The sequence below is a fragment of the Lysobacter yananisis genome (assembly GCF_031199375.1).
GTDB lineage: Bacteria > Pseudomonadota > Gammaproteobacteria > Xanthomonadales > Xanthomonadaceae > Lysobacter > Lysobacter yananisis.
This window is the reverse complement of the sequence record NZ_CP133568.1, coordinates 3,676,805-3,700,861: the sequence shown is the minus strand read 5'-3', so window position 1 is coordinate 3,700,861 and position 24,057 is coordinate 3,676,805. Positions and strand designations below refer to the sequence as shown.

The 24,057-nt window shown below is 68.0% G+C and carries 18 protein-coding genes and 2 pseudogenes; 9 read left to right on the top strand and 11 right to left on the bottom strand.

Annotated elements, in window-relative coordinates; genetic code table 11:
- Positions 1–762, bottom strand: a complete 762-nt coding sequence (locus tag RDV84_RS15475) for a DUF998 domain-containing protein (protein ID WP_309150838.1) — start codon at positions 760–762, stop codon at positions 1–3.
- A gap of 100 nt (positions 763–862) precedes the next feature.
- Between RDV84_RS15475 and RDV84_RS15470 the strand changes: the two genes are divergently transcribed.
- From RDV84_RS15470 to RDV84_RS15460, 3 genes are all read left to right on the top strand, one after another.
- Entirely contained in the window at positions 863–1,732 is an 870-nt protein-coding gene (locus RDV84_RS15470) for a tetratricopeptide repeat protein (protein WP_309150837.1), read from the top strand.
- Positions 1,733–2,174: 442 nt separating this feature from the next.
- Complete coding sequence (locus RDV84_RS15465; RefSeq protein ID WP_057948301.1) at positions 2,175–2,624, top strand: DUF4442 domain-containing protein; 450 nt, start codon at positions 2,175–2,177, stop codon at positions 2,622–2,624.
- Between the two features lie 197 nt (positions 2,625–2,821).
- Positions 2,822–4,843 (top strand): bifunctional serine/threonine-protein kinase/formylglycine-generating enzyme family protein, encoded by a 2,022-nt coding sequence (locus tag RDV84_RS15460; protein WP_309150836.1) that lies wholly within the window; start codon positions 2,822–2,824, stop codon positions 4,841–4,843.
- Positions 4,844–4,943: 100 nt separating this feature from the next.
- Here the strand turns inward: RDV84_RS15460 and RDV84_RS26565 are convergent.
- Positions 4,944–5,027 (bottom strand): annotated as a pseudogene (locus tag RDV84_RS26565) (DUF6053 domain-containing protein); the annotation flags it as partial.
- A gap of 81 nt (positions 5,028–5,108) precedes the next feature.
- On the opposite strand from RDV84_RS26565, the gene RDV84_RS15455 reads away from it, so the two are divergent.
- The 3 genes from RDV84_RS15455 to RDV84_RS15445 are packed head-to-tail and all read left to right on the top strand — an operon-like array spanning position 5,109 to position 7,782.
- Complete coding sequence (locus RDV84_RS15455) at positions 5,109–5,798, top strand: DUF502 domain-containing protein (RefSeq protein ID WP_078998089.1); 690 nt, start codon at positions 5,109–5,111, stop codon at positions 5,796–5,798.
- Positions 5,795–6,973, top strand: a complete 1,179-nt coding sequence (locus RDV84_RS15450) for a PQQ-dependent sugar dehydrogenase (protein WP_309150835.1) — start codon at positions 5,795–5,797, stop codon at positions 6,971–6,973. Before RDV84_RS15455 ends, RDV84_RS15450 begins: the two co-directional genes overlap by 4 nt.
- Entirely contained in the window at positions 6,970–7,782 is an 813-nt protein-coding gene (locus tag RDV84_RS15445; RefSeq protein WP_309150834.1) for a queuosine precursor transporter, read from the top strand. Before RDV84_RS15450 ends, RDV84_RS15445 begins: the two co-directional genes overlap by 4 nt.
- Positions 7,783–7,917: 135 nt before the next feature.
- Here the strand turns inward: RDV84_RS15445 and RDV84_RS15440 are convergent, their stop codons facing one another.
- Complete coding sequence (locus RDV84_RS15440) at positions 7,918–9,126, bottom strand: hypothetical protein (RefSeq protein ID WP_309150833.1); 1,209 nt, start codon at positions 9,124–9,126, stop codon at positions 7,918–7,920.
- A gap of 295 nt (positions 9,127–9,421) precedes the next feature.
- Between RDV84_RS15440 and RDV84_RS15435 the strand changes: the two genes are divergently transcribed.
- Entirely contained in the window at positions 9,422–11,272 is a 1,851-nt protein-coding gene (locus tag RDV84_RS15435; protein ID WP_309150832.1) for a DUF885 domain-containing protein, read from the top strand.
- Here RDV84_RS15435 and RDV84_RS27370 read toward each other — a convergent pair.
- Positions 11,199–11,513 carry a DUF6053 domain-containing protein gene (locus tag RDV84_RS27370; RefSeq protein WP_486624511.1) on the bottom strand — a complete coding sequence of 105 codons (315 nt, stop codon included), beginning with the start codon at positions 11,511–11,513 and terminating at the stop codon, positions 11,199–11,201. The genes RDV84_RS15435 and RDV84_RS27370 overlap by 74 nt on opposite strands.
- 265 nt (positions 11,514–11,778) lie before the next feature.
- Here RDV84_RS27370 and RDV84_RS15430 point away from each other — a divergent pair, with 265 nt between their 5' ends.
- Both RDV84_RS15430 and RDV84_RS15425 read left to right on the top strand, forming a co-directional pair.
- Positions 11,779–13,482, top strand: coding sequence for a FecR family protein (locus RDV84_RS15430; RefSeq protein ID WP_309150831.1), 1,704 nt, complete (start codon positions 11,779–11,781; stop codon positions 13,480–13,482).
- A gap of 27 nt (positions 13,483–13,509) precedes the next feature.
- Positions 13,510–15,180, top strand: a complete 1,671-nt coding sequence (locus RDV84_RS15425) for a CHASE2 domain-containing protein (RefSeq protein ID WP_309150830.1) — start codon at positions 13,510–13,512, stop codon at positions 15,178–15,180.
- A gap of 178 nt (positions 15,181–15,358) precedes the next feature.
- Here RDV84_RS15425 and RDV84_RS15420 read toward each other — a convergent pair whose 3' ends face one another.
- The 7 genes and pseudogenes from RDV84_RS15420 to RDV84_RS15390 all read right to left on the bottom strand — a co-directional run bounded on the left by RDV84_RS15420 (position 15,359) and on the right by RDV84_RS15390 (position 24,041).
- Complete coding sequence (locus RDV84_RS15420) at positions 15,359–15,730, bottom strand: hypothetical protein (RefSeq protein WP_309150829.1); 372 nt, start codon at positions 15,728–15,730, stop codon at positions 15,359–15,361.
- Between the two features lie 91 nt (positions 15,731–15,821).
- Entirely contained in the window at positions 15,822–16,073 is a 252-nt protein-coding gene (locus RDV84_RS15415) for a hypothetical protein (RefSeq protein WP_309150828.1), read from the bottom strand.
- A gap of 154 nt (positions 16,074–16,227) precedes the next feature.
- Positions 16,228–16,797, bottom strand: coding sequence for a tetratricopeptide repeat protein (locus RDV84_RS15410; protein ID WP_309150827.1), 570 nt, complete (start codon positions 16,795–16,797; stop codon positions 16,228–16,230).
- A gap of 60 nt (positions 16,798–16,857) precedes the next feature.
- Positions 16,858–17,025: pseudogene (locus RDV84_RS15405) on the bottom strand (IS5/IS1182 family transposase); the annotation flags it as partial.
- A gap of 240 nt (positions 17,026–17,265) precedes the next feature.
- Positions 17,266–17,580 (bottom strand): hypothetical protein, encoded by a 315-nt coding sequence (locus tag RDV84_RS15400; RefSeq protein WP_123647444.1) that lies wholly within the window; start codon positions 17,578–17,580, stop codon positions 17,266–17,268.
- 24 nt (positions 17,581–17,604) lie between these two features.
- Positions 17,605–21,111, bottom strand: a complete 3,507-nt coding sequence (locus tag RDV84_RS15395; protein WP_309150826.1) for an RHS repeat domain-containing protein — start codon at positions 21,109–21,111, stop codon at positions 17,605–17,607.
- Positions 21,108–24,041, bottom strand: a complete 2,934-nt coding sequence (locus RDV84_RS15390) for an RHS repeat protein (RefSeq protein ID WP_309150825.1) — start codon at positions 24,039–24,041, stop codon at positions 21,108–21,110. The genes RDV84_RS15395 and RDV84_RS15390 overlap by 4 nt, the downstream gene beginning before the upstream one ends.
- Between the last annotated feature and the right edge of the window lie 16 nt (positions 24,042–24,057).

The window sequence follows — 24,057 nt, the reverse complement described above, 5'->3', positions numbered from 1 at the left end:
TCAGCGCGGCGCGCGCGCCGCGGCCAGATAAGCCGCCAGCCACGCCAGCAGAGCCACCCGCTGCGCCGGCGCCGCCGGCACCAGGCGCGCGTCGGCCGCGATCACCGCCAGGCCCACCACCGCGGCCGCGGCCAGCGCGATCGCGCCGAAGCGGCGCCACGCCGGCGCGGCCAGCGCGCTCCAGGCCAGCAACGCCGCGCCCGGCGCGAACGCCAGCCACCACAGCAGCCAGGCCAGCGCGTGCAGGCGGCTGGCCTGCGCGTCGAGGTCCCGCGGATCGAGCACGGCGATGCCCTGCGCCGCCCACGCCAGCGCCGACCACAGCCACAGCCACGCGCCGATCCGCGCCAGCGCGCGCTGCCCGCGCGCGGCCTCGGCCAGGCGCCAGGCCACCCAGGCCAGGACCAGCCCCGGCCCGACATAGCCCAGCAAATTGAACGCCAGCGCGCGCGGGATGCCGCGCGCGCCGAGCAGGCCGGGCGGATGCTGCCAATGCGAGTAGCCCTCCAGCGCCGCGCCGAAACCCAGCAGCGCGGCCACGCAACACAGCGCCGCGGCCAGCGCCAGCGCGAACGCGCCCGCGTCGCCGGCGCCGGCCCGCGTCGCGCCGGCGGCGGACTTCGCGCGCGCTGACTTGCCGCCGGACGATGTCGGATCGGCCAATGTCGAGCCGGCGGGCGCCGCATCGGCGGACTTGGCGCCGGCCGACGTCGATGCCGGGCCCGCGGAACGCGCGCCGGCGGAGTTGGGTGAGGCCTTCATCGCGACATGCTAGCGTGCGCGGCTCGCGACGCGCTTGCCTCGCGCCGCCCGCGTCCCCACCTGTAGGGACGAATCCGCTATCGAGTCCACGAGCCCGCCGATGACCGCCCACGCCGCCACGCCCCACGTATTCGACGCCACCACCGAAGGTTTCCAGCAGGACGTGCTGCAAAAGTCGCTGCAGGTGCCGGTCCTGATCGACTTCTGGGCCGACTGGTGCCAGCCCTGCAAGACCCTGGGCCCGATCCTGGAAAAGCTGGCCGGCGAATACAACGGCGCGTTCGTGCTGGCCAAGGTCGACGTCGAGGCCGAGCAGCAGCTCGGCGCCGCGTTCCAGATCCGCTCGATCCCGACCGTGTACCTGATGAAGGACGGCCAGCTCGTCGACGGCTTCGCCGAAGCGCTGCCGGAAAGCGTGGTGCGCGAGTTCCTCAAGTCGCACGGGATCGAGCCGGCCGCCGCCGCCGCCGAGCCGGAGCCGGTCGAGGCCGCGCCGGTCGACCCGCACGCCGAAGTCGTGCGCCTGCGCCGCGAGAGCGCCGAGCAGCCCGACAAGCCCGAGCTCAAGCTCGACCTCGCCCTGGCCCTGCTCGCGACCGGCGCGCAGGCCGAGTCGGAACAGCTGCTCGACGCGCTGCCGGCCAACCTCGCCACCGACGACCGCACCGTGCGCGCCCGCGCCAAGCTCGGCTTCCTCGCCGTGGTCCGCGACGCGCCGCCGGCGGCGACCCTGGAGGCGACCTTGGCCGCCACGCCGGAGGACTCCCAGGCCCGCTACCTGCTCGGCGCACGCCTGATCGCCGCCGGCCAGGACCAGGCCGGGCTGGAGCAACTGATCGAACTGCTGCGGCGCGACCGCACGTTCCAGGAAGGCCTGCCGCGCAAGGCGCTGATCGATGCGTTCCGGGTGGTCGCGGACGAGGACCTGGTCGGCGTGTACCGGCGCAAGATGTCGGCGTTGCTGTTCTAAGCGCCCAGGCTCGGGGATCGGGATCGGGATCGGAATCGGGAGACGCAATCACTGGCCTCCCGTCGCCCAACTCCCATCTGCTTTCGCCATCCACCCCAGCCTGCTGCTTTCGCCATCCATCCCAACCCGTCATTCCGGCGAAAGCCGGAACCCATTTTGACTTTGCTCTTTCCGGTGGCAAAAAACGCAAAAGCCAAATCAAAATGGGTTCCGGCTTTCGCCGGAATGACGGACCGGGGGAAGCTCTCCTCGGAGTGACGGACCGGGGGAAGCTCTCCTCGGAATGACGGTTGGGAAAGCTCTCCCCGGAACGACGGGGCGAGGAAGCTCTCCCCGGAACGCCGGGCAAGGAAACGCGGCCGACCACTCCACTCACCGCCACGGCTTCAACAATACGCATCCGTATGGCAGACTGCCCGCGCCCCTCCCCAGCCCAGCGCGCATGAAAGCCAGCACCCTGCGATTCGGCCTCAACCTGTGGCCGCCGTTCCTGTTCACCGGCGTGCACGTCGCCGCGATCTCGCCCGACTACCGCCACGCCGCGGTCGAACTGCGCATGCGCCCGTGGAACCGCAACTACGTCGGCACCCACTTCGGCGGCAGCCTGTTCGCGATGACCGACCCGTTCTGGATGCTGCTGGCGATGAACGCGCTGGGCCGCGACTACATCGTCTGGGACCGCGCCGGCGGCATCGAATTCCTCAAGCCCGGCCGCGGCACCGTGACCGCGCGCTTCGACCTGTCCGACGAGATCCTGGACGAACTGCGCGCGGCCACCGCCGGCGGCGACAAGTACCTGCGCTGGTTCGACAACGACATCGTCGACGCCAGCGGCGAGACCGTCGCCAAAGTCCGCAAACAGCTCTACGTGCGGCGCAAGCGCGACCGCTGAGCGGCGGACGCGGCCGGCTTGGCGCATTCGCGACCCGCGTCGCCATTCCCCATCGCGCCCTGCGGTATGGAAGCCCTGTCAGAAACCACGCCTGGGCCCCACTCAGGCTTGTAAACGCGGGCACTTAAAAGCCACACTAATCGTCACGCGGGCACTGCCGCAGCGTTATGCTGCGCAGTCGCGACACGGGGCCGCGAATGTCCAACAGCACAATTCCATTTGATGCCCAACGCGCGCCGATGCCGGAGATCGCCGGCTATCGATTGCGCGAGATCATCAATCACGGCGGCTCGTCCACGGTCTACCTGGGCGAGCAAAGCGCATTGGGGCGCGAGGTCGCGATCAAGATCATGCTGCCGCACGCGTTGGCCGACGAGGTCAGCCGGCGCCGCTTCGAGAACGAAGTGCGCACCATCGCGCGGCTGGAACACCCGCACGTGGTCAGCATCCACGAAGTCGGCCGCACCCGCGACGGGCTGCCGTACTACGCCATGCCCTACCTGCCGCGCGGCCACCTGGGCAAGCGCATCGAGCAGGGCTTCGCGCGCGGCGAGGCCGACGTCATCGCCATCGCCGAACCGTTGCTGGCGGCGCTGGAATACGCCCACGCGCGCGGCGTGGTGCATCGCGACGTCAAGGCCGAGAACGTGCTGTTCGACAACTCCGAACGGCCGCTGCTGGCCGACTTCGGCATCGCCCTGCGCCGCGGCTTCGGCGCGCGCATGACCGCGACCGGCCTGGCCGTCGGCAGCACCGCCTACATGGCGCCGGAGCAGGCCCGCGGCGAGGAAGTCGACGGCCGCGCCGATCTCTACAGCCTCGGCGTGCTGATCTGGGAAATGCTGACCGGCCGGCTGCCGTTCGAGGCGCCCGACGCGCTGTCGATGGCGGTGATGCACGCGCAGAACCCGATCCCGAAACTGCCGCCGCCGCTCAAGCACTGGCAGCGCTTCATGAACCGCGCCCTGGCCAAGCAACCGGACCAGCGCTTCGAAAACGCCGCCGAGATGGCCCAGGCGGTGACCGAGATCAAGCAGCGCGGCCAGCTCAGCGGCGTCGGCCGCGCGATGGTCGCGCTGCGCCCGCTCAAGCGCTGGGCCACCCCGGCCTGGGCCGGGCTGGCGGTGGCCGCGGTCGGCGTGGTCGTGGTCGGCTTCGGCCTCAACCGGGTCGAGAAGGACGGCTTCTTCCGCGCCGAGCCCAAGCCCGCCGCCAGCGCCGCGGCGCCGGCCGCGCCCGACCCGACCCAGGCGATGATGGCGCCGCTGCCGCAGGCGCCGCTGCAGGATTCGCTGCAGGCCGCGCGCGGCTACATCGCCGACGGCCGCCTGGCCGCGCCGGCCGACGCCAACGCCTACAACAGCCTGCTCACCGCCTGGCACCTGGACAGCACCAACCCGGAAGTGGCGGTGGTGGTCGAGGAACTCACCCAGGCCTTCGGCGAGGCGCTCGCGCGCGACCTGCGCGAGGGCCGCGACCCGCAGGCGCGCCAGCACCTGGTCAACGCCACCGCGCTGGGCCAGCAGACCGGCACCGCCGACTCGCCGGCGCAGCGCGCGCTGCGCGAGAAGGCCGCGCAGGCGCTGCAGGCGCGGCTGGACCAGGCCGCGCGCCGCGGCGACGGCGGCGACGCCGGCAAGGTGATCGCGCTGGCCGACGAGTTCGCCCTGCCGCGCACGGTTTCGACCAAGCTGATCGCGCAGGCGCGCGGCATCGCCGGCGACGGCACGGTCGCGCGCGGCGCGGTCGCCGCCACCGCGGCGGCGCCGGCGGCGAGCGTGGCGGTCAGCTTCAACCCGCGCCCGGTCAGCCGCGGCGAGTTCGCCCGCTTCGCCAGCGCCAACCAGCGCTCGCCGGCGCTGTGCCGCGAACGCGCCTCGCTGCTGCGGGTGCTGGCGCCGAAGGACTGGAAGGCGCCGGGCTTCGACCAGACCGAATCCGAGCCGGTGGTGTGCGTGTCGATCACCGACGCGGAGGCCTATGCGCAGTGGTACAGCCAGCAGACCGGCCGCCGCTACCGCCTGCCGACCGCCGAGGAAGCCCAGCGCATGCCGGTCAACGGCGGGCGCTCGCTGTCGATGTGGTCGGCCGACTGCGGACGCAACTGCCAGCAGCGCCAGGTCGGCGGCAACTCCTGGCGCAGCGCGCAGGCGCAGCGGCCGCTGAGCGCGGGGCGCGGCTACGACGATGTCGGGTTCCGGTTGGTGCGCGAGCGCTGAGGCCCACCGGCCGCGGCGGATGTTTGCGAAGCCCTCCCTCGCGGAGGGTTTGTGCTTTTTGCGACAGGGCTGCGGCTTCGGGGAAGAGGGCTTCTGCTTTCGTGGGAGGGTCTTCAGGCCCGATGCCTTTCGCTCGGGTCGCGAACGCCTGACCGCAAAGCATCGGGCCTGAAGGCCCTCCCACAGAAGCCCAATGCAATGGCCCGGGCACTGAAGGCCCGCCGCAGGCAACTCCCGGCGCGCGCGCTCCCCTACAATCCGCGCCATGCGCCCGCCGAATCTGCAACGCCTGTTCCTCTCCGGCCTGTTGACCCTGCTGCCGATCTGGCTGACCTGGGTCGTGGTCAAGTTCGTGTTCGTGCTGCTGTCGGACATCAGCAAGCCGCTGGTGGAGCCGCTGTTGCGGGACGTCGCCCTCGCCCATCCGCAGGCGCTGGGTTGGCTCGGCTCCGGTTGGGTGCAGACCGCGCTGGCGCTGATCGCCACGGTCGCGGTGATCCTGCTGACCGGCGCGCTGGCCCGGCGCGTGGTCGGCCAGACCCTGCTGCGCTGGTTCGAATCGCTGATCCGCCGGATTCCGCTGGCCAGCACCATCTACGGCAGTGCGCGGCAGTTGCTGGACATCCTGCAGACCAAACCCGACGGCACCCAGCGCGTGGTGCTGGTCGACTTCCCGCATACCGAGATGAAGTCGATAGGTTTCGTCACCAAGGTCATGCGCGAGGAAGGCAGCGGCCGCGAGCTGGCCGCGGTGTACGTGCCGACCACGCCGAACCCGACGTCGGGTTATCTGGAAATCGTGCCGGTGGAGAAGATCACCCCGACCGACTGGAGCGTGGACCAGGCGATGAGCTTCATCATTTCCGGCGGCGCGGTGTCGCCGGCGACGATTCCCTTCTCCGTGCCCTCCGCGGCCGCCGCGACCGCGGCCGCGCCCGACAAGGACGCCCCATGAACCGACGTTCCGCGTTTTCCTTCTGCCTCGCCGCCGCGCTGGCGCTGCCGTTCGCCGCGGCCGCCGCCGCGCTGACCCCGCATCCGGTCGCGCTCGACGACGGCCGCAGCTTCAGCCTCGACCTGCCGGCGGATCTGGAGATCGTGCCGGTCGTGCAAGGGCTCAAGCGCGTGCGCTTCTTCGCCCGCAGCCCCGACGGCCGCCTGTTCGTCACCGACCTGCACGACCTCAGCGACAACAAGCTCGGCCGGGTCTACGCGCTCGACGGCTGGGACGAGAAGCGCGAGCGCTACACCAAGGTGTCGGTGTACCTGGACAAGCAGCGCAATCCCAACAGCGTCGCCTTCCACACCGACGCCCGCGGCCAGCAATGGCTGTACGTGGCCAACACCGACAAGCTGCTGCGCTATCGCTACCGCAACGGCGACGTGAAGCCCTCCTCCGAACCCGAAACGCTGGCGACCTTCCCCGACTACGGCCTGAGCTACAAATACGGCGGCTGGCACCTGACCCGCAGCCTGGCCTTCGGCGGCGGCAAGCTCTATGTCGCGGTCGGCAGCAGCTGCAACGCCTGCGTGGAAAAGGAAGAAGTGCGCGCGGCGATCCTGCAGATGAACCCCGACGGCAGCGGCCAGCGCACCTACGCGCGCGGCCTGCGCAACGCGGTCGGGCTGCTGTACCGCGACGGCCAGCTGTACGCCACCAACCAAGGCTCCGACCACCTCGGCGACGACAAGCCCGACGAGACCATGTTCGCGGTCAAGGACGGCGCCGACTACGGCTGGCCGTATTGCTACTTCAGCCGCGGCAAGGTGTTCGCCGATCCGAAGTTCCCGCGCAAGGAAGGTTGCGCGACGGTGCCCAAGACCTTCGCGTACTTCCCCTCGCACGCCTCCGCGCTGGGCCTGACCTTCTTTCCGGCCAGCGATGGCGGCCAGTTGCGCGACGAGTTCGCGGTGGCGCTGCACGGCTCCAGCAAGCTCAAGCTCGGCCACGGCTACCGCATCGTCCGCGTCGGCGCCGACGGGCGCGCGCGCGGCGATCTGGTCGCCGGCTTCCTGCAGGACGGCAAATCGGTCGGCCGGCCCTGCGACGTGCTCGCGCTGGGCCGCGACAGCTTCCTGTTCACCGACGACAAGTCGGGCGTGATCTACAAGGTGAGGCCGAAGCGGTGAGCGCCGGCGAGAACAGCATCGCGTTCGCCGCCGGCCAGGGCACGCGCACGCTGCAGGACCGCTCGCTGCGTCTGTTCATCGTGCTGTCCTCGTTCTTCTGCGTGAACGCGGCGCTGGCCGAGTTCATCGGGGTCAAGATCTTCGCCCTGGAAGACACGCTCGGGATCGCGCCGCTGCAGTGGAACCTGTTCGGCCAGACCGGCTCGCTGAACTTCACCGCCGGCACCCTGTTGTGGCCGGTGGTGTTCCTGATGACCGACGTCATCAACGAATTCTTCGGCCGCCGCGGCGTGCGGCTGATTTCGTGGCTGGCGGCGATGCTGATCGCCTACGGTTTCCTGTTCGCCTTCGCCGCGATCGCGCTGGCGCCGGCGGGCTGGTGGGTCAAGGCCGCGCAGGCGCAGGGCGTGCCGGACTACCAGGCCGCGTTCGCGGCGATCTTCGGCCAGGGCATGTGGAGCATCGGCGGTTCGCTGGTGGCGTTCATGCTCGGCCAGCTGATCGACGTGGCGGTGTTCCACCGCATCCGCAGCGCCACCGGCGACAAGCACATCTGGCTGCGCGCGACCGGCTCGACCGCGGTGTCGCAGCTGGTCGACAGCTTCGTGGTGCTGTACATCGCGTTCGTGCTCGGCCCGCAGCACTGGCCGATCCCGCAGTTCCTGGCGATCAGCACGGTCAACTACGGCTACAAGATGCTGGCCGCGTTCGCGATGATCCCGCTGATCTATCTGTTGCGGGTGTGGATCCACGGCTACCTGGGCCACGAGCGAGCCAAGCAACTGCGCGACGAAGCCGCGGCGGACTGAGCGCGCGCACCGATCCGGCCGGGCCGCGCAGACCGCGCTGCCGGCCTGCCGTTGTGGGAGGGCCTTCAGGCCCGACGCCTTCCGCTCATATCGCCGCGATCCATCGCACTACACTCGCACCCGCGCAGCGAGTCCTCAGTAATCGCGCGCCTCATCGAACCAACCCAGCGCCTGCTCTTCGCCGACGCCCAGCGCCGCGACCTGGGCCAGCTGGCTGAACTGCCACACCGCCTCGCCGATGTCCTCGCGCTCGCCGGTTTCGATGCCCTTGAGGTAGTTGAAGTGCGCGGCGAACGCGACGACGGCCGCCTTCGCCGCTGCCGCGTCGCCGGCCTGTTCCAGCGCCTGCAACGCCGTGTCGTACGCGGCGTTCGCCGCCTTGGCGTTGCGGCCGCTCCAGCCGGCGAACGGGCGCCCGTACTCGCGCTGCCACCACTCGGGCTTGCGCAACTGGCTGACCGAGGCGTAGTCGCTCCATTCGCGCAGCTTGGCGCGCGCCTTGAGCTGGGCCTTGAGCGTTTTTCCGGCGGCGTCGTCGACGTTGTAGGCGATGAAGCGGTCGAGCTTCGGCCACGCGTCGAGCGGCGGCAGGCCGTCGAGCTGCGGCGCGAAACGGATCTCCAGGCTATCGAGGTCCGTCAGTTTCGCCAGCGCGTCCCAATCGCTGAAGCCGCCCCACAGCGACAGGCTCCGCAGCGCGGCGAAGCGCTCGATGCCGGCGAGCGAGATCGGCTGGCCGAGCGGGCCGGCGTGCAGCGACAGCGACGTCGCCGCGTGCAGCAGGCCCAGGTCGGGCAAGGCGTACGGCGCATCGCTGCGGCGGCGCGACAACGCCGGCAGCAACGACAGCGAACGCGGCGCCGCGCCCAAGGCGGTGAAGTGCGAGAGATCGCCGTACAGGCCGAGGCTGCTGCGTTCGGGCAAGCTCAGCCGCAAGTGGCCGGAGACCTCGTCGAGCCGGATCTGCAACGAGCGGATGTCCGCGCCGCCGCCATCGACGGCGCGCGCATCGGCGAACGCCGGCGCCCAGGTGAATTGCTCGATGCCGCGCCGCTGCGACCAGGCGAAAAACCCGCTGTCGTTGCCGCGATAGTCGATGTAGCGCGGCCACGGCGAACCCGCGGGCGTGGCGAACGGCTCGAACGCGCGCCACTGGATCGCCTCGTCCGCGGCGACGTGCAGGTCGGCCTTCTTGCCCATGCGCGCCGGGCCGAGGATCAGATTGCCGCGGCCGGGCTCGATGGTCAGCACGTGGCTGCGCGTGGCGGTCAGGTCGAGCCGGTAGCGGCCCGGATCGCTGACCGAACCGGCGGGGCGATCGGACACATCGATGGGTGCGGACATGCGCTGCTCCTGGTTGCCTCTTCGCGATCCATTCGGCGGGCGCCGCGAAAGCCCGGGCGCCAAACGCGGCCGGATGCGGCCTGATGCGGCCGGACGAGGCCGGACCGAGCGGAATCGAGTCGTCTCGGGCCGACCCGGGCCGACCCGGGCCGAATTGGCGCGCGCGTGGATTCTTCGACAATCCACCGCCGTTGTCACGGCGCCGGGCCGCGCGCCGCGGCCGCCATGACCTTCGGCCCATGCCCCGCCCATCCGCGCGCGCGAGCCTGCGGGTCCATACGTCCGGATCGACCTCATGACCGCCTCCCCGACCCGCGCGTCCGCGCGCCCGGCCGCGCCGCTGCTCGGCGCGTCCCTGCTCGCCGCCGCCCTGGCCCTCGCCTTGCCCGTCGCGGCGTTCGCCGCGCCCGCCGCCGCCGCGCCCTCGCCCGGCGTCACCGTGGAGACCAAGGCCGCCAAGCTCACCCGCCTGTACGAGCAGTACTGGGAAGAGAACCTCAAGCTCAACCCGCTGATGGCCACCCAGCAGGGCGATCCGCGCTACAACGACCAACTGCCCAACATCGCCGGCGCGCAGTACCGCCAGCAGCGCCGCGAGTTCTTCCAGCGCTGGCTCAAGACGGTCGAATCGGTCGGCGCGCAGGGCCTGTCCGCGCAGGACCTGCTGAGCTACGAGATCTTCGTGCGCAACGCGCGGCTGGAACTGGAATCGGACCGTTTCCCGAGCTGGCAGCAGCCGGTCAACCAGTTCCACAACTTCGCCGCCGGCGTCGCCCAGTTGGGTTCCGGCGCCGGCGCGCAGCCGTTCAAGACCGTCGCCGACTACGACAACTGGCTCAAGCGCGCGGCCAAGGTGCCGGCGATCTTCGACCAGTTCGTCGCCAACAGCCGCGAAGGCGTCAAGCGCGGCGTGGTCCAGCCCAGGGCGCTGATGGTCAAGGTGGTGTCGCAGCTCGACGCGCTGATCAAGGACAAGCCCGAGGACAGCTTGTTCTGGACCCCGGTGACGAAGTTCCCGGCGGACTTCTCCGACGCCGACAAGCAGCGCCTGACCGACGCCTACCGCAACGCCATCGCGACCGAACTGATGCCGGCCTACGCGCGCCTGCGCGACTACGTGCGCGACGATTACCTGACCAAGGCGCGCGCCAGCGCCGGCCTCGGCGCGCTGCCCAACGGCGGCGAGTGGTACGCGTTCAACGCGCGCCGCTCCACCAGCACCGCGCTGACGCCGGCGCAGATCCACCAGATCGGCCTGGACGAAGTCGCGCGCATCCACGGCGAGATGGACAAGACCATCGCCGCGCTCAAGTTCAAGGGCGACCGCCAGGCCTTCTTCAAGTTCCTGCAGACCGACCCGCGCTTCGTGTTCAAGGACGAGCCGGCGCTGCTGGCGCATTACCGCGGCCTGGAAGCGAAGATCAACAAGCGCATCCCCGAACAGTTCTCGCTGACGCCGAAGGCGCCGTTCGAGATCCGTCCGGTCGAGGCGTTCCGCGCGCAGTCGGCCGCCGGCGGCTCGTACATGCGTCCGAGCGAGGACGGCACGCGTCCGGGCATCTTCTACGTCAACACCTACGATCTGCCCACGCGCAAGACCTGGGACGCGGAAGACCTGTACCTGCACGAGGCGATCCCGGGCCATCACTTCCAGCTCGCCTTGCAGCAGGAACTGACCGACCTGCCCAAGTTCCGCCGCTTCGGCGGCGAGACCGCGTTCACCGAGGGCTGGGGCCTGTACGCCGAATCGCTCGGCAAGGACCTGGGCGTGTACGAGAGCCCATACGACTACTTCGGCTACCTGCAGAACGAGTTGTGGCGCGCGATCCGGCTGGTGGTGGACACCGGCCTGCACAGCAAGGACTGGACCCGCGAGCAGGTGATCGACTACATGCTGGCCAACTCGGCCGAGAGCGAAACCCAGTCCACCGCCGAAGCCGAGCGCTACATGGCGATCCCGGGCCAGGCGCTGGCGTACAAGATCGGCGAGCTCAAGATCATGGAACTGCGCAAGCGCGCGCAAACCGCGCTGGGGCCGCGCTTCGACGTGCGCGAGTTCCATGCCGAAATGCTCAAGGACGGCGCGGTGCCGCTGGAGATCCTGGAGCGCAAGATCGATCGCTGGATCGAGAGCAAGAAAGCCTGAGCGCGGACGGCGGGCGGGCCTGCGGGGCCGTCCGCCCGTCTTCGGGGGGCGTCCTGGGGCCTGATCGGCGCGAGCGGAGCGCAGAGCGTCGGGGCTGAAGCCCCTCCCACAAGAGCGAAAGCGTCCGTTCCGATCCATCATCCGCCCCATCGGCGCCCGCGCGCTCGCACATCGCGAGCGCGGCGCTTGCGGGAGGGGCTTCAGTCCCGACGCGCTTGGATCCGCTCGCCGCGATCCGCATCCCCCGCCCACCGATTCAAGCGCCCGCATACACGCGCTACGATCCGCCGACGGCATGTCCCGCGCGCAGAACGCGCACGCTTTCTCACCGCAAAGCCGCCTCGGACCGGAGCCGTTCAGCCGCCGCCGCTCCCGCCAGATCCACCGCTCGACCGGCCCGCAAGCAGCAATAATGTGACTGAAAGCGCATAATTAGGGGTTGCTGTGTTCCTCGCCCGCCGGCCGCGCGGCCGGTTTGCGCCGTCTCTCTCAGCCACGGATTACGGATGTCTCCCATCGCAGCCCCCGCCGCCGCGTCCGCACCGTCCGCCGCATCGCCGGCCGCGCGCCCGCGCGCGCGCCGCTTCGTCGCCGCGTTGCTGGCGCTGTTCGCCCTGGCCGGCGCTTGCGGCGCCGTCCAGGCGCAGGACTGGAGCTACCGCGTGCGTCCCGGCGACACCCTGTGGGACCTCGGCGCCAAGCACCTGAAGACCGGCATCAACTGGCGCCGGCTGCAGGAACACAACGGCATCGCCGATCCCTACCATCTGCCGCCGGGCACGCGCATGCGCTTCCCGATCGGCTGGCTGCGGATCCAGCCGGCCAAGGCGCGGGTGATCGCGGTGCGCGGCGCGGTCAACTGGCTGGCCTCGGACAAGTCGCCGGCGCAACTGGTCGGCGAAGGCCTGCGCCTGGGCATCGGCAGCCGCCTGGAGACCGGGCCCGGCGCCAGCGCCACGCTCGAATTCGCCGACGGCTCGCGCATGACCGTGCAGGACAACAGCGCGGTGGTGTTCGACGAACTCAGCAGCTACGGCAGCACCGGCATGGTCGACACGCGCATGCGCCTGCAGCGCGGGCGCGCCAGCAACCGGGTGATCCCGGCCAGGGGCCCGGCCTCGCGCTACATCATCCAGACCCCGTCGGCGACCTCGAGCGTGCGCGGCACCCGTTTCCGCATCGCCGCCGGCGACGCCGGCGCGGCCGACGCGACCGAAGTATTGGAAGGCAAGGTCGAGGTCGGCGCGCAACGCGGCCAGGTGCTGGTGACGCCGGGCTACGGCACCCTCGCCGGCCGCGGCGACGCGCCGTCGGCGCCGATCGCTTTGCTGGCGGCGCCGCAGCTCGACCCGGCCGCGACCGTGCTCGACCAACTGCCGGCGCGCGCCGGCTGGAACGCGGTGCCCGGCGCCAGCGGCTACCGGATCGAAGTGGTGCGCGACGACGCGCCCGAAGTGCTGCTGTTCGAGCAATCCACCGCCGACACCCGCGTGCGCATCGACGACCTGCCGCCCGGCCGCCAGCGCCTGCTGGTGCGCGCGGTCGCCGGCAACGGCCTGGGCGGCCACGACCTCGTCCAGGCCTTCACCGTCGACGCCGGCCCGGCGCCGCCGCTGACCCTGGCCCCGCTCGACGGCCAAAGCGTGCGCGTGCCCAAGCCGCGCTTCGAATGGGCCAAGGTCGAAGGCGCCGCCGCCAGCCGCGTGCAGATCGCCCGCGATGCCGACTTCGCCGAACCGCTGCTCGACGAAACCGTGCGCGGCCAGCGCTGGCGCCCCGAGCGCGCGCTCGAACCCGGCAGCTACTTCTGGCGGGTCGCCTCGCGCGACGGCGACGGCCGCCTCGGCCGTTTCGGCAACGCCTTGCCGTTTCAGATCAGCGACGCGCCGCTGGATCCGGGACTGCAGCCGCCGCAGTCGGCGCAGGGCAAACTGACCCTGCGTTGGCAGCGCGGCGAGCCCGGCCAGCGCTATCGTGTGCAGATGTCCCGCAAGCCCGACTTCTCCCAGTTGCTGCTGGAGCGCGAGGCGGATGAGCCGCAGATCGAACTCGACCGCCCCGGCGGCGGCACCTGGCACGTGCGCGTGCAGACCATCGAAGACGACGGCTACGCCGCGCCGTACGGCCCGGCGCAGGAGATCCGCCTGCCCTGCCGCCTGTGCTACGCCGCCGGCGGTACCGGCGCGCTGTTGCTGCTGTTGGCGCTGTAAGCCCGCCGCGGCGATGAGCGCGAGCGCATGAAAACCGGCGCGCTGTCGATCGCGTTGCGCGTCGGCGCGGCGCTGGCCGCGGCCGCGCTGACCGCGCTGCTGACCGTCAGCGGCGCCAGCTGGCGGCTCGACGATTTCCTCTACGACCTGCACCTCTCGCACTGGGGCTACCCGCCCGACGGCGACGTGGTGGTGGTCGCCATCGACGACCGCAGCCTCAACGAACTCGGCCAATGGCCGTGGCCGCGCGACCTCCACGCGCAGATGTTCGACCGCCTGGGCTATGCCGGCGTGCGCGGCGTGGCCCTGGACCTGGTCCTGGCCGAACCCGACCGCAACGGCGACGAACGCGACCGCGCGCTGGCCGCGGCGATGCGCCGGCTCGGCCGCGTCGCCCTGCCCGTGGTGACCGCGCCGCTGCGGCAGAACGCGCCGCCGGTGGAAGTCCTGCCGACGCCGGTGATCGCCACCGCCGCCAGCACGCTCGGCCATACCGACATCGAGCTCGACGCGGAAGGCACCGCGCGCGGCCTCTACCTCAAGGCCGGCCTCGGCGACGCGCGCTGGCCGGCACTGGGGCTGGCGCTGATCGGCCTGGACCGGCAGGCGCCGGCGCAAAGCGCCGCGCGCGGACCGCTGCCGGGCCTGCGCCGCCCCGCCTCCGAACGCGGCTCGCCGTATCTGTGGACGCGCGACCATTACGTGCGCATCCGCTACGCCGGCCCGCCCGACACCTTCAGCCAGGTCTCCTACGCCGACGTGCTCGGCGGCCAGGTGCCGGTGGAACTGCTGCGCGACCGCTGGGTCGTGATCGGCGTGACCGCGACCGGCCTGGCGCCGCGCTACCTCACGCCGATGTCCGAGGACGTGCGCATGCACGGCGCCGAGTACCAGGCCAACGTGATCGAGATGCTGCTGCACCACCGCGCGATCGTGCCGCTGGCGCCGCTGTGGCAGGCGCTGCTGGCCGCGACCATGCTGCTGGCGGTGGTGCTGGCGATGCTGCACCCGCGCCTGCAGCGTCCCGGCCTGGTCGCCGGCAGCGCCGCCGTGCTGGCCCTGGCCGGCAGCGTCGCCCTGCTGCGCCTGACCGACCTGTGGTTCCCGCCCGCCGCGACCTTGATGATGATCGGCGCGGCGTATCTGGCCTGGCTGATCGGCCACCTGCGCCACTGGCGGCGCGAAGCCAACCTCGACACCCTGACCCAGCTCGGCAACCGCCGCCGCTTCGACCACGTCCTCCAGCGCGAACTCGCCAGCGCCCGCCGCACCCGCGCGCCGCTGTCGCTGGCGCTGATCGACGTCGACCACTTCAAGGCCTACAACGACGCCCACGGCCACCGCGCCGGCGACAAACTGCTGCAGAAGATCGCCGCCGTGATCGCCTCCCACGCCCGCCGCCCGCGCGACCTGCCGGCCCGCTTCGGCGGCGACGAATTCGCGGTGATCCTGCCCGACACCCACGTCGAAGGCGCCGCCCGCGTCGCCGACGCCATCCTCGCCGACCTGCGCAAACTCGACGCCCGCTACGGCGCGCGCGAAGACCAGCGGGTGAGCTTGAGCGTGGGCTTGTATACCTGCGTACCGGGGCCGCATACGCATGCGCGCACGGTGTTCGACGGGGCCGACGCGGCGCTGTACCGGGCCAAGGAGAATGGGCGGGATCGGCGGGAGGTTACGCGGTTGGGGGAGGTTTGAGCGATGCCGCGATTGCGTCGCCGACGCAACTCGTCGTTTAGCGGCGCGGCCTGATCGCGGATCGCCTACGTGTACCCGGGTTGAAAACCGGGAGGCCGCGCTGTCGAGAAGAGCGCTTGCTCATGCGAGCGCAACCATTTTTGTGCGCACTTCGCAGGCTCAGCTCAACCTATTCGGCTTATTCCGACGGCGAAGCGACGAACACTTCCTCGCCCAAATACAGCAACCATGGTTCAAGCGGGCTGACCGAAAAAATCTCCAGAACATGACCGCTGGCGAATCCCAAGCTCGGATCAAGAGAAGAGTCGCTGCCCTGCGATCTGCACGTCGCGACGATGTTCCCCGCCAACAACTTGGCTACCTCGTCGGAATCGGCGTTATCCGACCCAAGAAGCAGCCTCCCCTCAAGCAGGACCCGCCAAGGCGTCATTACGGTCATACGCCAACCATCGCCATGCAGCAGCAGCGCCGGATCTTGCCACTCAGCACTCACGACCCTCAGAGGCAGCCTATCGGCGAGCTTCCCGATTGCTTCATTTGTCACAGTCATGGTGTCTGTCGATGGGTTGGCGCAGCAGAACGATTTCGGGCCTATTGACCGTCATAACGGCAGCCCCTTAGGCACCGATGCCAGTGCGGCTTCAATCGTATCCGAGCGGGAACCAGCAACCGCGCACGGCGTAATTGCCTAGATTGGGTAAGACATGACCAGGATCGAGGTCATCGATTTTCACCCCGGCGACTATCCGCCGGATCGCTACTCCACGTGTTTCGGGCATGCATTCGTGCAACACACGCAGCGCATCGTCTTGAGAACGCGCGGTGATACCGCAGCCCAGACCTAGGCCTTGAGGAACGGAAACAGGCTGGAACTCGAACCAATACAAGATCATGGGGCGGCTTGACTCTCACAGCCGACGAGTGCGGTACAAGTGCGCGGCAAACTCGGAACGATCATCGCGCCAGTCTTCCTCGCGACTTTCGCAGCATACTCGCCCCCTCGCAAATCCTCCATGGCGCGGAATCTCTGAATTGTTCAAAGATTTCCTAGAACCCTGCGTGCCGACGCTCTCCAAGAATCAAGGCAAGCAAGGGCGTCGCAACCAGCCCGATCAAGGCCATCGCCGCGCCAGAGAATGGCTGGTCCAACTCGTAAGCGACTTCGCCATAGCCCCGGATACCCTGCGTTCGGCCCCGCAGGGCGGCACGCAAGAAATACGCCTTCGCTCTTCCGAGGTCGGGAGGTGAAGCAGTTCGATAATACTCAGCGAACCCAAGCAGAACTTCCGGCGTCGCCCCCCTGCGTTCGGCCTCCAACAGATTGACGAGTGCAAAGTCGCGGTCGCCCAGTTTAAGCAGGACGCGGGCCAGCCCCCGATAAGAGACGGGAGCGGGTGCGATCTCGATCATCCTCTGCCAATCGTTTGCTGCAGCGACTAGGCGATCGGGCGGTCCATCGGCCCAATTCTCGAGCGCCATAGCTCGCCTAACCAGGCCATCGAGCAACCAAGGCTCTCCGGCCTCAACGAGCGCAGTAGCGGCAGTCACTGCCGTTTCATATTCGCCGCGAGCCAGCGCTTCCTCAGCCAAATCTTTAGTGGATTCGATGTTGCTCATTGCGGCTCGGACGGCATGGGGGACTCGGGTGATTTGGATGGCCCAGGAGGCTTGGGTAGCTTAGAGCCGCTGACAAAACCAATCAACGAATGGTAGACAGATCACGGAGCAAGCCAATCGCAACAGCGCAAAGTGCGTGTCCAGGCTCCGTTCGAAGCGGATACGCAGCATGCCAAAATCGGCCAACCCAGCATGTATCCGCTCCGCCACTCGGCGATGCCAACTCAAGGGGCCTCATGCGCGTGGGCGCACGGTGTTCGACGGGGCGGATGCGGCGTTGCACGGGGCCAAGGAGAACGAGCGAGATCGGCTAGGGATCATGCGGCTGGGGGGGGAGATCTGAGCGACGTCATGCGCGCCAGCGGCGCGATCAAGCCCTCCGCTCACGCGACGGCGAAATGCCGACAGGCTCGCCAAACAGCCGGTGACAGTTCGCTGCTCAATGCCAAGCCACGGCTTTGCGATATGTCAGCGCACCCACTTCAAGGCGCCCGCATCCAAAGACAGCATATCCATAACCTCCGCGAGAGACGCTGCGGCATCGCTCGAAGAGTCGACACGCAGGACAAATCCCTGCACCGGGGAACTTTCGTACCTGATCAACTCAATCGTCGCGCCTGATCGCAACCGGCCTCCCGTGGCCAGCCACTTCCCCATACCTGGCTCATCTCCTTCTACCAGCGCGCAATCCAATTTTTCCTCGATCCGAAGCGGGTCGACCGACAGCAGCGCGATCTCTTCGTATCGCCCAAGCCAGCCTTCCGCAGGGAGTAGTTTAGCCATGAGAGCACCTTGAAATTCGAGTTTTCAACACTGAACGTTCGTCACCACGCATTGGATCACAGCTTGGCCACTCCTCTCGGCAGCATCTCCGTGCGGCGCTGGAGTCCAAGTAGGCTTCCCAGGAACGTGACCAACATCCGGCCGGTTTGGCGTATAGAACTCAAAACCCTTCCTACCTACTGGAACAGGCCCATCGTACGCCTGCACTTTTGGGAAGTTTGACTGAAAGAAATTAGTCGGAGGATTTCCCCGTAGTTCGCCACTGCGGCTAATGCTGCCAATGCTTTCTACAGAATCACCCAGCCGGTGAAATGGGCCAAACAGTTGCCGCCCTGCCCCGACCCCATCCTCTAGAACGTCTTTGACAACCTTTCCACCAACTCCTGCGGAAACAGCAAAGCCGGCGGTGGCGGCTGAATCTCCAGCCACTACTTCCATGGCAATCAGGGCGACGGAATTTGCCTTGACGGGCTGAGCCAACGCTATCATCGCCACTTCAGGTGCGAGCACGCCAACAGCGAGCATCGCGCCGATTCCAACAGTCAAAGCGAATGTACCTCTTGGGTTGGGGTCCGGCCCGTGCCCTAAGCAATAAGAACATTGCCCCGTCGAATAGGCGGTTACTGCAGCCCCCTCGCGACCATCTGAATCCAGATAAAAATATGGATTTCCATTCCCATATCGATACCGATTGAAACCGTTAGCCAGGCTATCAATCGCCGAGATGGGATCAGTGCTCAAAAAAACGCCAAGACTGGAATCGTAGTACCGCTGCTGCATATAGGTGAGCCCACTACGCCCATCCATCACATGCCCGGTATACCCCACCCCGTCATACGCCGGCTTCCCGATCGCCGCCCCATACGGCTCCCAATCGGTCCGCTCCACCACCTGCCCCGCCTCGTTCGTCACCGCCACCGGGCTGCCTAGCGCATCGGTGTGGTAGTACTTGGTTTGAGCCGTCTGCGTCGCCCGATTCCAGTCGACCGTCGCCAGCAGGCTGCCACCCAAGTAGACATGCGGCCGGTTGATCTCGGGATAGTTGTCGTTCGTGGCCTCGTTGGTGTGCCCCTCGTAGCGGAACAGCAGTTGCCCGTCCAGGTTGTAGAACGAATTTACGAATGTCGTATCCGGTCGGTCGAACTGGCTCAAGCGGCGTCCGTGGGCGTCGTAGGCATAGGCTTCCTTGCCCACCACTCGGCGCAGGCGGTTGCCGTAATCGAAGCGGAACTCCTGGCCGTTCTTGTTGGCCAGATTGCCTTGGTCGTCGTAACCCAGGCCGATCACGCTCGGGCCGGCGCTGCCGTCGCGGATGTTGGTCAGGTGGTTCTTGGCGTCGTAGACGTAGTGGTGGTTCTTGACGCCGGCCAGCGACCAGCTGCGCAGGTTGTCGACCGCGTCGTAAGTGAAACGATGCCAGCAGTCGCCGCCGAAGATGCATGAGCCGGCCGCGGTGAGACGGTCGAGGCCGTCGTAGCTCATCCAGCGGTTGTACTGGTACTGGCCCTGACTCTCGCGCTGGCGATCGAGCACCTGGGCGACATTGCCGTTGTGGTCGTAGCCCGTTTCCAGGTCGATCGTGCCTGCGTCGGTGCTGCGCGACGGCAGCTGCCGGGCGTTCTGCTGCAAGGTGTGGACGATGCCGTTGCCGTAGGTGAACTGCCGGATCGCGCCGTTGGGGTAATAGCCGACGTTGCTGGCGTAGGTCCTGCCGGTCGAACTCACGCCGGTCTGCTGGCCCAAAGCGTTGACCGCGTAGTTGACCTGCAAGCCGTCGGGAGCGACGTAGCTGATGCGGTTGCCGTTGGCGTCGTAACCGTTGGCGCTGTTCCACACCGCGCCGTCGCGCAGCGTGACCGATTCCGAGCTCAGCAGGCGGCGCTTGTTGTACTGGTAGCGATTGACGACGATGCCCTGCCCGTTGCCGTCGTTGTCGGTCGCGATCTCGCGGGCGAGACCGTCGGGATGGTAGTTCCAGGTCTGATTGCCGCGCCCATACGGGAAGGCCATCGTCTTCAGACGGCCGAGCGCGTCGTAACTGCGAACGACCGCACGCCCGGACGCCGCTGCCTCGGCGCGATTGCAGGCTACCGGGTCGGGGAGGTTCAAGCCCGCCGCCGTCCACGCGACATTGCCCGCGGCATCGTAATCGACCACGGTCGCGCCGGTTTCCGGCTCGATGGTCTTGCACAGCCGCTGCTGAGCGTCGTACACGTAACTGCGGGCGACGCCACCCGCGCCCCCGGCGCCGACCACGACGGAAACGGAAGCGGAGGTCGCACTCGCCCCGTGATTGTCGGTGACCTTCGCGCTCAGCGCGTAGCTGCCCGCAGACAGCTGATCCAACATCGCCGAGTACGGCGCGCTGGTCGCCGTGGCGAACCTGGCGCCGTTGACGAAGAACTCGACCTTGCTCACCGAGCCATCGCTGTCGGCCGCGTCGGCGGCCACCGCGAAACTGCCCGGCGCCGTGCGGAACGCGCCGGGCAACGGCGAGGTCAACGCCACCGTCGGCGGCCGGTTGACGACGATCTGCACCGGCGCGGAATCGGTGTACGCGCCGCGGGTGTCGAAAGCGCGCGCGACCACGCTGTGCGTTCCCGCCGAGGCCGTCCAGTGGACCTGGTAAGGCGGCGCATCCATGTTCCAGACCTTGATCCCGCTGATCAGGAACTCGACCCGCTGCACCGCGTCGTCGCTGTCGCTGGCGCTCGCCTGCAACAAGGCGAGATCGCCGACCAGGAACACCTGCCCTTGTGCCGGCGAGGTCACTTGCACGGCCGGCGGCGTATTGACGGTAGGAATGCCGTGTACGTTCAGGCTGGCAAGCACCAAGCTACCGCTCTTGAGCTGCAAACGGGAACCGTCCGCGGTAATCGAAGCCACTTGGGAGCCGCTTGCGCCCTGCGCGAACAATGTCGGGTTGTCGCCGGACAAACCGCTTATCCATAGCTTCGCGTCGGCGGCGTCGCTGCTCCACTGCACGTTGGCTGCGCAGACGGATTGCCCCCAGGGAATGACGCAGGGGTTAGGCGATGCGCTCAACGATCCGGCCGGCGCAGCGACAGTGATGCGCAACGTCGTGGACTGGATCGCACCCAATTGCGAGGTGCTCGCCGACTTGGAAGCTTCGCCCCCTCCCGCTATGACCACGAAACCGTGGAGCACATAGTCGTAGGTACCTGGCGGCAGGTTGGACTCGTAATAATCTTGCGATACCTCCGGCTGCAGCGCGATGTACTGGCCGTTGCGCGTCATGTAGATGGAGCTTGGATCGATCTGCTCGGTGACGCCGTTGGCAGTCCCCTCGATCAGATTGATCCGCAGGCGGAAAGAAGCGGGGGCGGCGTAGCTCACCCCGTCCGGCGTCAACCACTGGAAGCGAGCCGCGGCTTGAGCCTCTACCGCCGACATCAGCAAAAACAACGACAGTCCAAAGGCTACGATCAGGCGCAGCCATGAGTTGCGACCACCGGCTTGCGCGATCGATCGCGCTCCTGGACTCAGATGAGCCGCGCAAAGGGTGCTCATTGGCCGGCTCCCGAACGCACGATTTTCAAGGGCTTTGCGTACACATCCCGGTCGATTTCAGTATGCACGCCTTCAGGCTGGTCGATACTCACCGGCCAGTCGAAGACAGGCTCGTCGAAGGCCATGTAGCGGGTCAGCGTGGCGTTGCCCTTGGGATCGGTCAGCTTGGTCTGGAAGCCGGGCAGATATTCGCGGACGGTATCGAGCGGACCCAGTTCAGAATCCTGGCGGGTGCGGGTGGTGCGCCCGAGCACGTCGTAGCTGGTCCAGGTGCCGCTCGCCGCCGGGATCGCGTCTGCGCTCGGATAGGACTGGAACACCGCGCGTCCTTGGGCATCGTAGGCCGTGCTGACCGCACGCAAGGTCGCTGTCCGGTCGCTGCTGTCGTACTCGTGGGTCAACACCGGTCGCCACATCGCATCGAAGTACGTCTGCTTGGCGTAGTTGCCTTGCACGATCGACTCACGCCACTGACCGCTGACAACGCCCGGCGGCTTGGCGTCGGCGTCGGTCAAGGCGCGGAATTCGGCGCCCTTGGGCGACCACGCCACGGTGTCTCCGCTCGGATAAGCGATGCTGGAGACCCGGCCCATCGCGTCGTAGCCGTAGCCGGTGCTGTAGCCGTTCTGGTCCGTGGTCGAGGTCAGCCAACCGCGGCTGTCGACGCTCGCCGTCTTGCTGGTGCTGTCTGGGTACTGGATGGTTTGCGGATAGCCGCGCTTCCAGCCCGACAGCACGGCGGTCGTGTCCAAGACGGCCGAGTCGCGCCCGTCGGACACGCTAGCAATGGTCCCGTCGGCGTTGTACGTCAGCGTCTGCAGCAGCGCGCCGAACGAATAGAAGCGCACCGGCACAGCCTTCGCCGGGTCGAACTCTTTCTGCAGCATGACTTGTCCGGCACAGGTTGCCGGCGCGGCGCAAGTGAGCGAACGCAACTGGCCGAGCGTCCAGAGGCCGAGGTCGTCGTAGTAAGCGATCGTCTCGGTGCGGCTGTATCCCAGCGAACTGTATTTGGTGACGCTCAAAGGGCGCGCGAAATAATCCAGCGAATCCACCCGCCTGGAAAAAGCAGCCCCCTGCAGGCCGACCGTGGTCTCGAGCAGCGGCCGGTGATACTCGCCCTGGAAACCATCCTCGTCAAAGCGCAGGCTCCTGCCGTACTTCGCTGGATAGGCCTGGTCGACCAGGCTCAGATCGTAACGTTGGGTAGTGGTCTGAAGCACATGCGCAGCGTCGCTGCCCACTTCCTCCTTGATCAGCTTGCCCTCGTTGTAGCGATAGGTATTGCCATAGCTGTAGCGCCGCCACTCGCCGTTGGGTCCGGTCACCGTGGTCACGCTTGCGCCAGCGCAGCTTTCCGAGGTGCACGGCGGCAATGCGCATTGGGTGGAAGTATCGTAAGGGCAGACTGGATAAGAAGCGGTCGTACCCGGATAAGGCACGAATCCGATATTCGGCTGATAGGCGTAGTTCCAGGCGGCTGTCTCCAACCCTGGCCCGGATATGACTTTCCGCTTCAACGTAAAGCTGAAGGCGGCGATCGGGTAGATCGGCGTGTCGTCTGTCGGATCGTTGCCGTAGCCCCAATAGGGCGGATTGCCGCCGACCGTGGTGATGCCGTCGCAGTTCAACGGCACGCTGCTGCGTCCATGCCGCTGCACATCGACAGTGAACGAGACCGTCGCTCCGGAGGGGTGCTTGACGCTACCGACCAGCTCCGTCTGCGGTTGGGTCAAGCTGTTGATGTACGGGCCGGAGTGCTGCTCGGTGCAGTCGCGGAAGATGTCGATCGGCATGACCACCTGCCCGACCGGAAAGCCCTGCTCGTTCATCGGCGGGCTTTCGTACAGCGCTTCCGGATAGTGGATTTCCGCAGTAGCGAAGGCGCCGAATTCGATCTGCCAGCGACTCGAATCCGGCAGGACCACGGAATTGAGGACCTTCCGCGATCCCGCGCTGGTTGCATAGGTCCAGGTACGGATACCGTCGCTGACGCTGGAAACCACATCGCCGGTGTAGCTCAGGCTCAGGCGCCGCCCATCGCTGGCCTGGATCGAGGTAAGCCTGACCGGCTCATTCCATGCATTGGCGTAGGTGTAATCGACATAGTTGCCGAAGCGGTCTTCCACGCGTGTGGCGTAGAGCGCGTTCCTGCGTTGGTCGAGCCGGCCCCAGATCGGCCCTTCGACGCTGTAGCCGATCATCTTCTTGGTCATGCCCTCGCTGTTCTGCGCCATCCAGTCCAGCCAGTAGCGAGTGCCGTCCGGAGCGATGGCCAGAAATCCCTCGCCGCTGCCGTTCTTGATGCTCCCAAGGCACGAGAGATAGACCTGATTTCCCGCCACCCAGCGATACCCTGTCGCATTGCCCGGCACCGTGTTGCCGGTGGCGGCAAGCAGAAGTTCGCCGCCACCGGGCACATCGAGCTGGATGCCCTGCCAGAAATCGCGCGTTCGATACTTGCTGGGTGCGGGCGGCAATCCACCCACCGAGCAGCGCTTGAGCGCATTCGCGGCCGAAGAACCGACCCAGTCGGGGGCGAACACCCCGTTGATGTTGGGCGCCTCGATCTGCCAATCGGCGAGCATGCCGTCGTTGCGCACGTCCTTGCGGTCGCGCACGACGAAGCTGCGGGTCAGCGCCACCGGCAGTTTGTCGTTGCCCGGTAGGCTCACGTCCGTCACCGAGAACGACAGCGCGCCGTTGGAGAGGCGGACTTCGTCGCCGGCGAGGTTCGGGCCGAGCGGCTCGACCTTCTGGCTGGCCTGGAGCCGTTTGCCCAGTTCGTCCCAGACGAACTGTCCCGTCTCCAAGGCGGCCGCCGTGTGGCTGAACAGCGCCATCGACGCGACCAACGCGATACCCGCGGCACGGCCGAGGCGAGTGCCGCCGTCGCCGAGCCGGATCCCGGCTTCATTGCTGTACTTCACTGCTTTCCCCTGCTCG